Consider the following 14,865-nt stretch of genomic DNA (forward strand, 5'->3'; position numbering starts at 1 on the left):
CAATGGGTGTACGTGTAGGTGTTGTCGGTGCGACCGGTCAGGTCGGCACCGTCATGCGCAAGCTGCTCGAAGAGCGCAACTTCCCGGCCGACGAGGTGCGGTTCTTCGCCTCCGCTCGGTCCGCGGGCAAGACGCTGCCGTGGCGCGGCGGCGAGATCGTCGTCGAAGACACCGAGACCGCTGATCCCTCGGGTCTGGATATCGCGCTGTTCTCGGCAGGCGCCACCATGTCGCGTGTGCAGGCCCCGCGTTTCGCCGCGGCAGGCGTCACCGTGATCGACAATTCCTCGGCTTGGCGCAAGGACCCCGATGTGCCGCTGGTGGTGTCGGAGGTCAACCCCGAGGCCACCCGCAACCTGCCCAAGGGCATCATCGCGAACCCGAACTGCACCACCATGGCCGCGATGCCGGTGCTCAAGCCGCTGCACGATGTGGCCGGTTTGCAGCGCCTGATCGTGTCGAGCTACCAGGCTGTTTCGGGTAGTGGGCTGGCCGGTGTGGAGGAGCTCGCCTCGCAGATCCGCGCGGTGGCCGCCGATGCGGAGAAGCTGGTGCACGACGGTTCGGCCGTGGAGTTCCCCGCGCCGAACAAGTACGTCGCGCCGATCGGTTTCAACGTGATCCCGCTGGCCGGTGCCCTGGTCGACGACGGCTCCTTCGAGACCGACGAAGATCAGAAGCTGCGCAACGAGAGTCGCAAGATCCTCGGCTTGCCCGACCTGCTGGTGAGCGGCACCTGCGTGCGGGTTCCGGTCTTCACCGGGCACTCGCTGTCGATCAATGCCGAATTCGCCGAACCGATTTCGGTGCAGCAGGCCCAGGAACTGCTGGCCAAGGCGGCAGGCGTGCGTCTGGTCGACGTGCCCACCCCGCTGGCCGCCGCAGGCCAGGACGACTCGCTCGTCGGCCGCATCCGCCAGGATCCGGGCGCACCGAGCGGTCGCGGTCTCGCACTGTTCATCTCGGGTGACAACCTGCGAAAGGGCGCCGCCCTCAACACGATTCAGATCGCGGAAGTTCTGCTCGAGAACCGCTGATTCCCCGTCGACGGCCGGGCCACCTTCGGGTGCGCCCGGCCTTTGTCGTTGTCAGGACTCGACCCGACGGCTAGCGGATGCCCGGGGTGCGCGGGTCGTGGCCGACGCAGGCCAGGATGGCGCAGCCGGGTGGGATGCTGGCGAAGGGGGCGGCCAGCGGTTGGTTGAGGCAGTTGAAGACGGTGCAGCCGGGGTAGGCGCCGGGGCCGATGCCGAAGACGGCCAGCAGGATGTTGGCGTCGATGAGTTTGGCCGCGTCGAATTCGAGCGGGGGCTCCACATAGGGTTCGGCGACCGGCGCCTGCGTGTCGGTGACGGCGGCGAACAGGCGGCGGAAGAATTCGTGGGGCAGTTCTTCGGCGTGGGCGAGGATGCCGCTCGGGCCGTAGGCGGTCTGGTTGCCGAAGGGACCGGTCCACATCACCGTCAGGTCGAGGCCAGGCAGGAAGAAGACGTTCTGCAGGCCGAGCCCGGACATGAAATAGCTGTCCGCGGGCATGAAGTCGGGGGATTCGCTGCAATCGGCGCCGAGCCAGAACAGATAGCCGTAGCAGCTGTTCGCCTTCGACGGTGTGCGGGCTTTGCGCAGATAGTCCGAGGAGACCACGCGGTCGGCGCCCCAGCGGCCGTCGTTGGAGACGAGCAGCCCTATCTTGGCCAGGTCGTTGGGCGGCAGCATGAGATGGGCGTAGCCGTAGGTGTGGCCGGATCGGTCACTGGCCCAGTAGTAGTCGCTGCGCGGAATGCCGAGCGGGTCGAACAATTCGCGCTGCGCGAACTGCTGCAGCGGTTCGCCGACGGCCAGTTCGATCACATAGGACAGCAGGTCGACATTGCGCTGGCTGTAGCTGAACGTGGTGCCTGGCGGGTTGGTCAACTGCACCGACAGCGCCTGTACCGCCGAGTGCGGGTCGATCGGGATCACCGCGGTGACGCCCTCCGACAGCACTCCGACCTGCATGCCCGAGGTTTCGGTGAGCAGGTTCTCGACGGTGATCGACCGGTGTACCGCATCGCCGAGGCCGGGCGGCAGATAGCGATCGATAGGGGCGGCGATATCGATTTTGCCTTCGTCGGAAGCGATTCCGGCCAGCATCGACACCACTGATTTGGTGACGCTCCAGATGTTCCACGGCGTATTGCCGGTCTCGTCGTTGCGTAGCCCTTCACCGACGAGGCAGTTGTGCCGGAAGATCTGGACGTTGAGCCGGTTGCGAGTGGCGGCGAACTGCAGTGCCGCTTCGAGTTTCGCCGAATCGAGCCCGACCTGTTCGGGTTGGGCACGTTCCAGCTCGCGAGCCGACGTCACCTCACAGGTCGTGCTCGGCGCGGCGTGGGCCGGGACGGCGAAAAGGCTCGCCGAGGCCAGCACCGTAGCGATCGTTCCTGCGAAAACGCTCGTGATGGGCCGCATGCGGCCGAGAGTAGCCCTTGTCACGCACCGTAACCCGTATAGCGTGGCCGTAGAACCCACTGATCACAGGCATATTCACCTCCTCGCAACGCGGCGGATTCCGTACACCCCCGCACCGATCGCGAGCACCGCGAGCCCCGCCAGCACCGAGCCGATCGGCAACGCGAACCCGACCACCACACATCCCACCGCGCCGAGCACCGGCACCCAGCGCTGCGGCCTGCCCTCTGCAGCGGTCAGCGTGGCCGCCGACAGATTGGCGATCAGGTAGTACGCGAGCACCGCGAACGACGAGAACCCGATCGCCGCCCGCAGATCCACCGTCGCCGCGAGCACCGCGACCACCACACCCACCGCCAGCTCGGCTCGATGGGGGACGGCGTACTTCGGATGGATCCGGGCCAGGCTCGCGGGCAGATGGCCGTCACGCGCCATCGCCAGCGAGGTCCGCGAGACCCCAAGAATCAACGCCATCAGCGAACCAGTCGCCGCCAGTACCGCACCGATCCGCACCACCGGCGTCAACCAGCCCGCCCCCGCCGCCTCGACGACCTGCGCGAGCGGATCACGCGCCGCCGCAAGCCCACCCGACCCCAACGTCAGCAACGCGGCCACCGCCACCAGCGCGTACACCGCCAATGCCACCGCCAACGCGAGCATGATCGCCCGCGGAATCGTCCGCTCCGGCTCACGCACCTCTTCGCCGAGCGTGGCGATCCGCGCATACCCCGCGAAGGCGAAGAACAACAGCCCCGCCGCCTGCAACACCCCGTACGGCCCGATCTCCTTGTCGAGCACCGCTGCCCCCGAATGATTCCCGCCGACACCCACCACAACGACCAGCAGCAGCACGGTCAACACCACCGCCACGATCACCCGCGAAGCCGATGCCGACTTCTGCACCCCCACATAGTTGATCCCCGTCACCACCACCACGGCCCCCACCGCCACCGCATGCGCCTGCTCCGGCCACGCGTAGCTCCCCACCGTCAACGCCATCGCCGCACACGACGCCGTCTTCCCCACCACGAACCCCCACCCCGCCAAATAGCCCCAGAACGCCCCGAGCCGCTCCCGCCCGTACACATACGTCCCCCCGGACACCGGATACAACGCAGCCAGCCGCGCCGAAGACGTCGCATTGCAATAGGCGATCACCGCGGCCACCCCCAAAGCTGCCAACAGCCAAGACCCGCCCACCCCCGCCGCGGGCCCCAACGCCGCGAAAACCCCGGCCCCCACCATCGCCCCCAACCCCACGACCACCGAATCGCCCAACCCCAGTCCCCGCCGCAACTGCCCATCCGAAGTCATAGACCCATCCTCGAGCATGGGTGCGGGGCCCGCGACCCGGAGACGACAAACGCCGCCAGGTCGATGAGGGTGACCTGGCGGCGTTCGAGTCGATGGGCCACCTCGAGGACGGCCCGTCAGGGTGTCGACGCCCCACAAGCGCCTCTCGGCGGGTGGTCGCTCGTAGCGACAAAGGGGTGAGGCCCGGGGCTGTTCGGACGTCGACAGTGTTTCCAACCGCGGCTGCCGGTGAACTATTCCGGCGGCTCGATGTGACCCGCGCTACGCCTCATCTCATAGACGGGCGAAGAGCCTGGTTCCAGGCTCTCCCGTGGTCGATGTCAGGGGTCAGAAGTTGCTGAACCAGTACAGAAGGCTTGCCAGCAACCAGACGATCGCGGTTTCCATGGTCGATCTCCTTGCGTCGGTACATCCATCATCGCCGAAAACCCGCCTTCGCCGACAAGTTGTTCTTAAGAAGCTCTAGAGACCGACACCGCATTGTTGCTTCAGACACCGGAACAACCGGGTCCGATCGGTCTCGAGGGGTGATCGGTCGGACCCGGCGGTGCAGACCAGAAGGTGGCTCTTCCAGACGCTGAAGACGCACTGCCGACGGTAACCACACCGACGGGCTGGGCCGAAGATGTTCCACGTTGTGTCGGCGAGTACGCGTGCCGGGCCGGTCGGTCGAGGGGTTGATCGGCCCGGTCGTTTGCGTATGGCTCGAATTCGGGTAAGTGTTGGGGGGTGGTCGATATTGCCGAGCACTCCGACGCGCTAGACCGTGCCGAGGCGCGGCTGCGCGAAGAATTCGCGACGATGTTCGAGCTGGAGACGATCCATCGTTTCCTGCATACCTCCTACGAGGATTTCGCCGCTCGCGCGACGGTGACCCTGTACTTGCCGCTGCTGGCCGAGCGATTCGCGCGGCAACGGTTGCAGGCGCTGGCCAAGATCGAAGGCAAGGTGTCCCGGCCGCGCCCCACGGTGCTGTTCCTGTGCACGCACAACGCGGGCCGGTCGCAGATGGCACTCGGCTACTTCGAAGAGTTGGCGCTGGGGCGGGCGGTGGCCTGGTCGGGCGGGTCGGTGCCGGGTGGGCAGCTCAATCCGGCCGCGGTGGCGGTGATGGCGGAGGTGGGCGTCGACATCTCGCGTGAGTATCCGAAGCCGTGGACCGATGAGATCATCCGCGCGGCCGACGTGATCGTCACGATGGGCTGCGGCGATACCTGTCCGCTGGTGCCGGGGGTGCGCTACGAGGAGTGGATCATCGAGGATCCGGCCGGGCTCGATGCCGAGCTGGTGCGGCCCATCCGCGACGACATCGGTCATCGCGTGACGGGCCTGCTCGCCGAGCTCGGCATCGACGTCACCGATCCCGTAGATACGCCACCCAACTCCCGAACCGGGTGATGTCGGTAGCTGCGACGGCGGCGTCGTAGCTGCAGGCGAAACCGACCACCGCGCGGCCATCGGATAGATCGATGCTGGTCAGGGCCATCGGCGGTGGTAGTTCGGCGAGGAATCGGCCGAGGCCGGCGGGGGAGACCAGGAACAGTTCGCCGAGGATCGGTGCGCCCTGCCCGTCACCGTGGCGGACCAGACCGGGTTTGGACGGGGTGGTGTCGAGGGCGGTGAGGCGGTAGGCGTCGGTGGTCGTGATCTCGCCCGCGAAGCGCGCGCCCAGCTGTTCGAGTTGCCAGTGCAGGGGTTGGCCGCGCAGGTGGGCGCCGAAAACGGCAAGGGGCACACCGGTTTCCACGAGAAGTGGCGCCGGGGTGCCGGTGATGCGGGCGGCGAGGTCCACGGCGAGTTGGTCGGCGAAGGCGGGGACCACGACCGTCACGCCGAACGGGAGACCGTCGGCGGTGGGTTTGCCGGGGATCGCGACGGCGGCGAGGTCGAGCAGGTTGCAGAAGTTCGTGTAGGTGCCGAGGCGGCGGTTGATCGCGAGAGGGTCGGCTTCGACTTCGGCGATCGAAGGGTGCTCGGTGGTGGTGGGGAGCAGCAGGCCGTCGAAGCCGGCGAGCAGTGTTGTCGCGGTGGTGCGGGCACGGGCTAGGGTGTCCAGGTCGTTGGCGAAGGCGTGTGCGTCGAGTTCCTTTGCGGCGCTGATTATTCCGGCGACTGCGTCGTCGAGACCCGGAGCGCCCTTGTCGACGAATTCGCCGACCGCCGCGTATCGCTCGGCGACAATCGCGCCGTCGTAGAGCAGGCGGGCCGCGTCGAGAAGTGGCGAGATATCGATCTCGGTGGTTCGCAGGCCCTGATCATGCAGGGCGGCAACGGTTTCGGTGAAGGCAGTGCGGTAGGCCGGGCTCAGCGGTTCGAGGTCTTCGGGGCGGGGGATGGCGATCTCGAGTTCGGCGGATGCCGAGAGACGGACGTCGGCGGGCCATTCGCGGCTGCGCGGGTCTCGAGAATCCTTGCCCGCCATCGCCTTTGTGGCGGTGACGGCCAGCTCCAAGTCGGCCGCGAAAATGGTGACCGCGTCATAGTCGGCGCAGGCGGCGACGACGCCATGGGTGGGGATCACGCCGAGGGTGGCCTTGATGCCGACGATCCCGTGCAGCGCGGCGGGCACGCGGCCCGAGCCGGCCGTATCGGTGCCGATGGCGAGGTCGGCGATGCCGAGCGCGACAGCAGCCGCCGAACCGGAACTCGAACCGCCCGAGATCAATGCGGGATGCAGTGCGTTGCGGACGGCGCCGTAGGGGCTGCGAGTGCCGACGAGACCGGTGGCGAACTGGTCGAGGTTGGTCTTGCCGAGGACCAGTGCGCCCGCCGCGACCAGCCGCTGCACAGCGACGGCGGTTTCGGTTGCCTCATAGGCGAATTCGGGGCAGGCGGCGGTGGTGGGCAAACCCGCCACGTCGACGTTGTCCTTCACCGCGAGGAGCAGACCCGCCAGCGGGAGTTTCTCGCCCGCAGCGACCCGGCGTTCCAGCTCGACGGCTTCGGTCGTCAGAACCTCCTGCGAACGCAGCGTGATCCAGACCTCCGGCCGATCTACCTCGGCGATCCGTGCGTAGGCGGCGGCGACCCGCGCGGTCGGGGTTACAGACATTGACGCTCCTCTGATTACTACGGGCTCTACTCGCTGAGAGACATGGCGGCGACGGCACGCGAGATCCGCTCGAGCACCACATCCAGCGAATCGCCGATGTGGGTGTGCAAGAGCTGCTGAGCCAGCGTGAGGTCACCGGCGAGGACGGCGTCGAGGATGCCGAGGTGCTCGCTGATCGTGGTCTCGATGCGGTTGTTGATCATGAAGTCGTACATGCGCACATGCCGGATCCGGGAGTTCACCGCCACCAGGGCGCGCACCATCTCGGCATTGCCCGCCGCGGTCAGCAGCGCGACATGGAACTCCTCGTCGACGACGACGAAACCCGGCTCCTGGGCGGGCGGGTCGGCCTGCAGCGTCAGCCATTTCTGCCGCTCGGCACGCAGCAGCGCGGTGTCGTGGGTGATCCGCGGATCCACCCGCACCCGCGTCATCCCGCCCAGTTCCAGGGTCAGCCGCAGCTCGTAGAGATCGCGAATCCGCGACACACTCGGCCGCACCGGACTGAACCCGAACTCCTCCCGCTGCAACAGCCCGTCCGAGCAGAGCATCGTGAGCGCCTCCCGAACCGGGGTGCGGGAGATCCCGAATCTGGTCGACAGCTTCGGCTCGGTGAGTCGCTCCCCGAACCGGATGTCGCCGTTCATCAACTCCCCCCGCAACGTCGAATACACGACGTCGCGCAACGGCCTTCCCGAGCCATCGCCCGCTGCATCCACCCTTGTCGACATGGGTGTATACGCTATCGATCGCTAATTTCTATCAAGTGACAGAAAGTAAGCGCCAGGTTATCCCTTGCTCACACCGGCGTCCTCACCACGCAGAGCCTCGCGTGGGGAGAACTTCTCAACCAACCCCGAACACGCAGGCAACCCCACCCGCCATGGATGCGCCCACACTCGAACCACGAGCCCACCGCCGCGCTCCCACCTCCGCTCACCCGGAAGGGCGACCCCCATGTGCCCCACCATCCTGGCCCTCATCCTCGGCTTGCTCTCCGTCACGGCCCTCACCATCTGCTGGCCGAACCCCCTCGACCGCAAACCCCCGCAGACAAGCGAAGAGCCCCTGCCCGGTGAACTGGTCAGGGGCTCTTCTGCCTCTCTACCAGCACGTCGGAATGACAGGATTTGACCCTGCGACCTCTTCGCTTCGAGAACTCGGCTGGGATCGTCGTTGCGTTGCTACAGGAACACGGGAGCTCCCTCGCGGATCTTCACCGACGAGGATCGCGCCGTCGCACATGGCCGAAGAGTCTGGAATTCGCCCTGGTCCAGACGTTGGGGGCCGGCGCGTAACCTGCGGGGATGTCGCGCCGGCTCAGCAGCGCCGCTGCGAAGAAGCACAGTGCGCCGAGGAAGGTTCCGAGGTTCGCCCACAGCTGGCTGACGAAATCGGAGGTGGTCGGGATGACGTACGCCCCGACCGCGGACACCCCGAAGAGCACCGATCCCACCATGTTCAGCCAGGTGCAGCGCCACGTGCGCGCTTTCGGGTCCCACAGACGGTCCCTGTCGGTCGTCGCGACGACCGCGAGTGCACTTGCCACCAGGAAGCAGACCGATCCCCGGGCATCCGGGCGCCAGCCCGATCCGACGCGCGCGCTCTCGTTCACCGCGCTGATGAGCGCCGCGCTCGTGCTGAGGTTGAAGAACAGCGTACCGACGAACTGCACCGCGGTTGCCCACCAATCAGCCCGAACCGCGCGATCGGCGCCGCGGCGAGCTGGGCGCCGACCGCTGAGCGCCAGCTGGATGAACGCTGCCAGCGTGAAGAAGATCGCCCCGATGAAGAACGTCGCGTTGGTGACGACGGCGCCCACGGCGTCGGCGTAGAACGGCACCGCTCCGACGGCGAAGAACACGGATCCGATCGCGAAGCCCCACGCTTCCCGGCGGAGGCGCACAGGGCGTTCTGGCGTCATGAATCGAGCGTACGACCGGCCGCTGCGGGAAACGTCATATGCGCGGCATGACGCAAGGCGGGATTTCTGGGATGGTCGCCGGCGCCTAGCTGCCGAGGGTTAGATAGCAAAAAACCCCTGACCCAGGAATCCCAGGTCAGGGGTTCTTTTGTGTCTCAACCAACACGTCGGGGTGACAGGATTTGAACCTGCGACCTCTTCGTCCCGAACTATGGCGTTCGGTAAAACCGCAGTTCAGGGCAATTTAGGTCATTGTTGGTCATGTTGGCTGACCAGCGGTTTCGATGCTGGCGGTGTTGGTGGTCAGCGGGGGTGCTCGATGTTGCTGCGTACCGATTGCGTACTAGGAAACCCATTCCGCCACGAGTTCTTCGTTCGGTTCTTCGTAGCCTGGAAGTTGCCAGTGCCGCACTGTCGACGAGGCAAGGCGCGAGGTTCCAGCCACAGGCAGCCGAAGTTCGGAATCGATCGTTGGTTGCGCAAGAACCGAGCGTGCCCATTCATTCGATTCGTCCTCGTCGTTCCTCAGAACTATCCCGCCGCGCATCCGGACCACACCGGGTCCGGTTACTACCAGGCCGACATCGCGCACGCTGACCCCGTAGTGGGCAGTGTCGCCGCCGTCAAACATGAGGTAGGTGGCGAAACCGCCCGCGTCGTCGCCGAATGAGAAGTTCAGGCTCCATTTGTGCCGGGGCAAGACCACGTTCTCGTACGGGTGGTCGATAAATATCGTCTGTACGACGCCGAGTTCGAACCCTTCACAGCCATCCCTTGCGACCGGACTGAAGGACACGCCACTATCGATAACCTCAAGCGTTGGCACGCGGGAATGCGGCAACAGCAGTGAGATCAACTCAGCCCGAGTCGCAGTGCGCACGGCGGTCGCGGACCTCCACGGCACCTCGCTGGCGATAGCACTTTGTCCGTCGGGTTTGACGAGGTACGGAGCCCGGTCTGTCTCGAACGAGAGGCAGACGACCGGGCCACTCTCAGTGACGACGGTTAGCACCTGAATCGATGGAGTCACACTGTCGGCGAATCTCGCCTGGACCTGTGCCCACCAGTTCGAGACCTCGTTTTCGTCTAGCGGTCGAACTGCATGCGCGTCCTCATCAATCCCAATGAGCCAGTGGATCTGCGCGCCGGCGGCTGCGTTGGCCATGCCCGCGATACGTCTAGCAGCCTTCTTCGGGTCCGGCCACCGAGCCTTCAATTCGAAGGTGTCATCCTCGATCATGGCTCCGGCGAGCACCTGGCCGACGAGGGAGAGAACCTTGGCCTCAAGGTGAATCCTGTTCACATGGCGAACACTACGTCGCATCAGCGGCCGGGATTTTGCCGGGACAGTGCCGGGACTTCGTCGGGACAGTGCCGGGACTTGTGGAGTCCCGGCACTGTCCCGGCAGGGTCCCGGCAATACCCCAGCTGAGCTGGGATGTTTTGTGCCGCCTTCCTCCCTCCCTGGATATCACTCTCTCGCTTCGCTGAGAGAGTGATATCCAGGGAGGGAGGAAAACAACACAAAACAAAAGAAGAAGAGAAAAGAAAGAAGAGGGAGTAGGGGAGGGAGGAGGAGAAGACCACAAAGAAGGGCCGGGTTGGGGAGCGTGGCTGGGCTGGGGAGCGTCCGTTGCGTTCTCGACGTAGTCGGACGGGTAGCTGCGTCAGGGTGAGCGGCTGCGGTTCGGGAACGCGCGTCGCGGTACTGGGTCGAGCAAGTGCCGCAGCGCGGTCCTGACGCGCAAGAGGTGACCACAACGTAGGGGTTCCGGTCGGTCCGAAGGGACCACGCCCGAGCTAGTGATCGCAGTCCGTGTGTATCGGTGGACTGTAGATCGTCGTGCTGCAGGCGTGGCGCGTGTGCGTTCGGTGGTGGCCGCCGGCCTGGCCCCAATCGATGCCCGTTCGGTCAGAATCGCGGCGCCGATTCTGACCAGCGCTCATTGCGCAGATAGAGCCCGATTCGCACATACGTTCGATTATGTACATTGCTGCGGTGGCGGTGAGGCCGGGCAGGGAGGTCGCGCGGCTGACCACCGTATCTGACACTGGATCGGGCATATCTGTCACTGCGAACACGCGGTATGTGGCCTCAAAGTGTGCGCTGGTTCGATGAGTAGCCCGTGGCGGTGAGCGCTCGGCGGTCCGGACGCGGCCTGGACTAGTTCGTCGTCATCGGCCGCGAAATCTTTCTCGCCATATTGTGCCCGGCGGCCACTTCGCACAAGAATGCTGTGCGATACCCACCCCGATGCTCTCCAGAGATTGCAGGTGCCCATGGATCTAGACGATGACGAGCCATCGACAACCCGAAGTCGGGACGATGTGGTCGCCGTGGCACTCGGGTTGGTGGACGCGCTGCTCGGCGAGCTTGTCGCTGTGGCCAATTCTTCTCAGCTTAGCTTTCGCGGCGACCCCGTCGCCTACAAGAAGAACCGTATCCGACTGAGCATGATACTCAGGCAGCTCGACATCGAGGAACCCTTCCCGTTTGCAACGCTCGAAGCGGGCGTTGCGGCAGCCAAGGCCCGACATAGCGGGAAGGGGTCGTGGGCGGCACGCAGGTCTTACTTCAACGACCAAGCCGATCCGGTCAGAGAAAAGCTAGAGGCGTTGCTGCGCAACGACTCTGAGAGCATCGAGGGTTTGAGATCGTTCACCGATTCTGACGGGGCTGTGTGGCGTTACGATCCCGCCGAAGTCATCGGTTCCGGCGGGGCCGGTGTCGTGTACCGGGGGGTCGGCGAAGACGGAACGGCCGTGGCTGTGAAACGCGTCGAGCTGGGACTCGGCGGTGACCTTGCCGCCCGCATCCACGGTCGCGAGATCGAGATCGGCAAAAAGATCGGTGCCGCTACGTCGCACGATCACCTACTGGTTAATCTCGGCGTCGCCTTGGGCGAGGAATCGGTCAACATCGTCATGCCGTTGGCGGACACCAACCTCGAGGAGTACCTCGCCCAGGCGGCCGGACCACTTCCGATGGACGACGTCGTACCTATTCTCCGTGCTATCGCCCTCGGGCTGCAGGAACTTGCCGAGATCGGAGTCGTGCATCGCGATCTCAAGCCCGCCAACATCCTTCGCGTTGGCAACTGCTGGCGACTCGCCGACTTCGGTATTGCCCGCGACCTGGCCGAACACACCGCATCGTGGACCCGCAAAGGCGAGGGCACCACTGCATACATGGCACCGGAATACATCGAAAATGGCATAGCCACCGCGCGGACCGATCTGTACGCGCTCGGCGTGATCGCCTTCGAATTGCTGACCGGCGCGCGTCCTTTCACCGGTCACGACAGCAGCGAACTGCGCCGCCAGCACCTTGAGAGTCCACCCCCCGCTATGATCGGCGCGCCCGAGATGATGCAGCGATTGGTCTATCGACTGCTGGCCAAGGACCCTGCAGCGCGACAATCCGATGCCCGTGCCGTGGTCGAAGGCCTTGAGGCGGTCAACACGCCGCTGACGGCCTTGCAACAGCGGCTGGCCTCGGTTGCCGTCCGTGCGCAGAGAGCTCAGGATGCCGAACATGCTGCGACCGCCCGGGCCGACCACCAGCGGCAGAAGCGCGCTGACGAACAAACTAGCGCGCTGGTCGACTTGAACGAGATGCTGGAACAAGCATTGGAACTTGCACGAACAGTGCTCGGCGACGAGGTCACTCTCAAACGGACCAATTACGACGACGTCGGTGATCGCTGGGTGCTCTCCTGGCGCCAGTTCGCCCTCGTAGTTGCTGCCGAGACTGGTGAGGCGACGAGCCTGAATCCCCGTCGCCATCCATTGCTGGTGGGGTCACTGGCTAGCGCGACACCCGATCCGCGGCACCCCTCGAACCTTGTGGGAGCATCGATGGCCGCGAACCTTATCTACTTTCGCGACGCACCAGGGTGGGTCACACGGGTCTGGTGGCCGCCGTTCATCTTCGAACCCGGCGGCATGAATGTGAATCAGAGATTGTGGAATATCATCGCTGACACTGAGGGACAGCCACTTGAATCAGGGTTCAGCGATACCCCATTGACTGTTGAGGCCCTCCTCGAACCGTGGCTTGAGCTACTGGGTGGTTCCGCACCGCTGGTTGACGGCGGATCGTCCTGACCGAGCAACGCACCAGACTTTGAAATCGGCATGAGCGGACGGCCTACGGCGGACGACTCGCCTTGGAACCACCGAACGCGCGGTCGATGGCAATTATGCTGGAACCCCGGGGACAGCCAGCTTAATCCCAACACCAGTCTCGCCTGATCGGACGTCCGAGCGGTGGCAGATATCGTGGTCACCCACAGCGGTCGCAATATGAGGTGCGACGTGGTCGTCGCAAACGTCTGTGCGCGAACAGCATTCACTCCCATTGGCGGTGGGCGGCAGGCACTATGGATGTATGACCGCCTTCACGCTGTCCCCGGATCGTCGCGACCAACTGGCCACGCTTCTCGCGGATGAGGTGAGGTTGCAGACCGAGTATCCGAAGGTTGCCGAGTACCTCGACACTGCAGCCAGCTTGGCGGGCAGTGCGGATCCTGAGCAGGACCGATTGCTAGACCTTCGGATGCTCCACTTCCTTGCTGGAGGGGAGAGTGCGAACCCGTACTGGGAGATTGTCGAGCCGCTGGTTGGCTCTAGGCCTGACGGCCGGCGCCGGATTCCGGGGGATGCTGAGAAGGGCAGCGGCCGACTCGGGTACGCGCAGACAGTTCTCCAGGAGACCTACGCATATGCGGTCCCGTCGCCGGGCACGCTTGACTGGATCGAGCGGATCGTAGGTGGCCGCGGGCTCTGTGAGGTCGGTGCGGGGCGAGGCTATTGGGCGGCAATGCTTGCGGCCAACGGGCTGAACGTCGTGGCATTCGATTCGGAACCGCCACAGCTCACCGCTAACCCGTCGTTCCCCGGTGCGCCAGGACGGCGAGCCACGTGGCACCAGGTGGATGGACTTGAGCAACTTGCAGAGGGGTGGGAATCCCGGGCGCTGGGTGACCGGGTGCTCTTCCTGTGCTGGCCCCCGGGGTGGGAAGACCCGATGTCGGCGCAGACGCTGAACAACTACGTGGGCGCCGGGGGTAATCGTGTGATCTACATCGGCGAGCCGAAGGGTGGGAAGACTGGTTCGAATCAGTTCTTTGATCAGCTCTCCGCTGATTGGGTTCTCGACACCTGTGACGAATCGTTCGTGTCTTGGTGGAACCTCGACGACGTAGCCCAGTGCTGGAGCCTGCGCTAACGGCATGACGCCACGGACGGCACGCCGCCGCTGGTGTGTCGGTTCTATTGGCGTACATTCTCTGCGTATACGCAGGCCGTTCGCCTGCGGTTTCTAACCGAGAGGGGTGCTCGATGCCAGAACCGAAGTACGTGGCCATCGCGAACAAGTACGCCGCCGATATCCGGAAGGGTGTGATCCCGCCGAATGTCTGGCTCCCCAGTCATGCCGAGATTGCCCGCGAGCACGGAGTGTCCGAGATTGTTGCCCGTCAGGCGATCGGCCAGCTGCGACGAAAGGGGCTTGTGACGACCGTTGAAAGGCGGGGGACGCTGGTTCTTGCGCAGCGGGATGACACTCGACTCTCTCCGGAGCGGCAGGCGGAGAGTCCTGAGACCACCTACAAAACCGAGGCGACCGCAGATGTTGAGGTAGTCGTCGACCGCACCGTCACCGAGGTTTCTGCAAGCGAGTCGCTCGCCGACGAGTTCGGCCTCGACGTTGGCGCGCCGCTGGTGCACGAGCTTGTTCGCGCATCCGAGGACGGACGGCCGATTTCGATCTCGGACACCTATCACCTGCCGAATCAGTCGCCGCCGGAGGCGGACATCCTCGAAGAGGAGCTGTCCGAGCGCGTACCGCCCGGCGGGCATGCGGAGTGGCTCGGGATACCGGTCGGTGAGCCGCTCATGATGGTCAAGCAGCGGTTCCTGACGTCGGCCGACAAGCTGCTCATGACGTCTGACGTGTCCTACATACCGGGGCGGTATCGCACTTTTTCCTTCCGGATGGTTCTGCCCCGCGAGTGATGCGGAGCCGGCGCTTGCCGTCGTGACTCGCTGTCAATAGCCCTGATCAGTCTTCTGATCAGGGCTTTTTGCTGCCCGTTCCACTTTGCGTATACGCAATGCTTGA

11 protein-coding genes are annotated in these 14,865 nt (G+C 65.0%); 5 read left to right on the forward strand and 6 right to left on the reverse strand.

Annotated features, from left to right (window positions below; translation table 11 throughout):
* Positions 1 to 2: 2 nt before the first annotated feature.
* Positions 3 to 1,037: an aspartate-semialdehyde dehydrogenase gene (locus IBJ82_RS08975; protein WP_194825497.1), complete on the forward strand. Its 1,035-nt coding sequence runs from the start codon at positions 3 to 5 to the stop codon at positions 1,035 to 1,037.
* Between the two features lie 70 nt (positions 1,038 to 1,107).
* On the opposite strand, the gene IBJ82_RS08980 is transcribed toward IBJ82_RS08975, so the two are convergent.
* Positions 1,108 to 2,451 carry a serine hydrolase gene (locus IBJ82_RS08980; protein ID WP_194825498.1) on the reverse strand — a complete coding sequence of 448 codons (1,344 nt, stop codon included), beginning with the start codon at positions 2,449 to 2,451 and terminating at the stop codon, positions 1,108 to 1,110.
* 75 nt (positions 2,452 to 2,526) lie between these two features.
* Positions 2,527 to 3,765 carry an APC family permease gene (locus IBJ82_RS08985; RefSeq protein WP_194825499.1) on the reverse strand — a complete coding sequence of 413 codons (1,239 nt, stop codon included), beginning with the start codon at positions 3,763 to 3,765 and terminating at the stop codon, positions 2,527 to 2,529.
* Between the two features lie 729 nt (positions 3,766 to 4,494).
* Here IBJ82_RS08985 and IBJ82_RS08990 point away from each other — a divergent pair.
* Entirely contained in the window at positions 4,495 to 5,163 is a 669-nt protein-coding gene (locus IBJ82_RS08990) for an arsenate reductase ArsC (protein ID WP_370585231.1), read from the forward strand.
* Here IBJ82_RS08990 and atzF read toward each other — a convergent pair.
* The 4 genes from atzF to IBJ82_RS09010 all read right to left on the reverse strand — a co-directional run bounded on the left by atzF (position 5,120) and on the right by IBJ82_RS09010 (position 10,044).
* Positions 5,120 to 6,817, reverse strand: a complete 1,698-nt coding sequence (gene atzF, locus IBJ82_RS08995; RefSeq protein ID WP_194825500.1) for an allophanate hydrolase — start codon at positions 6,815 to 6,817, stop codon at positions 5,120 to 5,122. The genes IBJ82_RS08990 and atzF overlap by 44 nt on opposite strands.
* Before the next feature lie 26 nt (positions 6,818 to 6,843).
* A complete protein-coding gene (locus IBJ82_RS09000) occupies positions 6,844 to 7,548 on the reverse strand; it encodes a GntR family transcriptional regulator (protein ID WP_194825501.1) in 705 nt (234 codons plus the stop codon).
* A gap of 485 nt (positions 7,549 to 8,033) precedes the next feature.
* The gene (locus IBJ82_RS09005) at positions 8,034 to 8,741 is read right to left on the reverse strand and encodes a YrhK family protein (protein WP_194825502.1); all 708 of its coding nucleotides are present in this window, start codon (positions 8,739 to 8,741) and stop codon (positions 8,034 to 8,036) included.
* A gap of 343 nt (positions 8,742 to 9,084) precedes the next feature.
* On the reverse strand, positions 9,085 to 10,044 hold the full coding sequence (locus IBJ82_RS09010; RefSeq protein ID WP_194825503.1) for a hypothetical protein: 960 nt from the start codon (positions 10,042 to 10,044) through the stop codon (positions 9,085 to 9,087).
* 977 nt (positions 10,045 to 11,021) lie between these two features.
* Between IBJ82_RS09010 and IBJ82_RS09015 the strand changes: the two genes are divergently transcribed.
* The 3 genes from IBJ82_RS09015 (at position 11,022) to IBJ82_RS09025 (ending at position 14,759) form a co-directional block, all read left to right on the forward strand.
* The gene (locus tag IBJ82_RS09015) at positions 11,022 to 12,848 is read left to right on the forward strand and encodes a serine/threonine-protein kinase (protein ID WP_194825504.1); all 1,827 of its coding nucleotides are present in this window, start codon (positions 11,022 to 11,024) and stop codon (positions 12,846 to 12,848) included.
* 283 nt (positions 12,849 to 13,131) lie between these two features.
* Positions 13,132 to 13,971 (forward strand): class I SAM-dependent methyltransferase, encoded by an 840-nt coding sequence (locus tag IBJ82_RS09020; RefSeq protein WP_194825505.1) that lies wholly within the window; start codon positions 13,132 to 13,134, stop codon positions 13,969 to 13,971.
* A 113-nt stretch (positions 13,972 to 14,084) separates the two neighbouring features.
* Positions 14,085 to 14,759, forward strand: a complete 675-nt coding sequence (locus tag IBJ82_RS09025) for a GntR family transcriptional regulator (protein ID WP_194825506.1) — start codon at positions 14,085 to 14,087, stop codon at positions 14,757 to 14,759.
* Positions 14,760 to 14,865: the final 106 nt, after the last annotated feature.

The organism is Nocardia sp. XZ_19_231 (assembly GCF_015355705.1).
Classification (GTDB): domain Bacteria; phylum Actinomycetota; class Actinomycetes; order Mycobacteriales; family Mycobacteriaceae; genus Nocardia; species Nocardia salmonicida.